At 40.4% G+C, this 948-nt stretch carries 1 pseudogene; it reads right to left on the bottom strand.

Features of this window, described 5'->3' with window-relative positions:
- Nucleotides 1–483: 483 nt before the first annotated feature.
- Nucleotides 484–948, bottom strand: a pseudogene (locus H5185_RS22265) (IS110-like element ISShfr7 family transposase); the annotation flags it as partial.

Here is a 948-nt window from a genome sequence, read left to right as displayed (position 1 = left end):
CATATGAGCCTCCCGCCAGTCAATAGGCGAGCCTAACTTATTTGACTGCTTTTGCAGTCAAATTAAAATCAATCAACAAATTCATCTACTTCGTCTGTCATTTAGCTGTCAAATCATCGTTTACAGCAAACACATATAGAGGCTCTCTTAGTGCGATCTTATCGCTGCCTGACTCTTTTCACTCCTTTGAAATTTCAGGGGCACTAGACATTTATCGGTTAACCCTAAGATGGCACTATTCAAGTCAGAGGTGCTTTTTGCACAGTTAGTTTCAGGCTCATTTAGGGTGTAAACGACTTTGTTGATTGTATTTATTAATGCGCGCCAATAAGGTGTCTAATCAAGGCAATGTAGCTTAAATAGCATTTGGCATAGTGATGATGGTGAGAAGTCATTGCTTCATTAGCCACATCATTCACGGTCATGCTCACTTCTCTTTTTAAGAGTATCTAGTTAGACGTTCAGCTCACCTTATTGCGCGACTTATCCTTTTAAGAATCGTTGTTCATCAAACACCGTTTTGTTCTTCAACATGAAATAGACGCAGCGGCCAAGCTTATGAGCGAGTGCAGACAACGCTTTAGCCTTACTCATTCTTTTCTGTAATCGATTAAGGTAGTTACGGGCTTTGTCATTGCCTCGCAGGTACAGCACAGCTGCTTCTGAGAATGCCCATTTCAAATGAGCGTTACCGATTTTATTACCATTAGTACCGTAGGTTTTACCCGCCGATTCAGCTTTGCATTTGACCAATCTAGAGTAAGAAGCGAACTTTTGCACTGACTCAAATCGGCAGATATCACCGATTTCATACAAAATTGTCAGTGACAGAATCTTGCCAATACCTGGTACAGTTTTAAGTAGTTCTAGATACACTGGATTATGATTTTTGGCTTGTTTTTCAATGAACCATTCAACTTGAGCGAGTTCTTTGGCATAGCAATCAAG

The sequence above is a fragment of the Shewanella sp. SG44-6 genome, from assembly GCF_014164185.1.
GTDB classification, from domain to species: Bacteria; Pseudomonadota; Gammaproteobacteria; order Enterobacterales; family Shewanellaceae; genus Shewanella; species Shewanella vesiculosa.
This window is presented reverse-complemented; position numbering and strand designations above follow the sequence as displayed.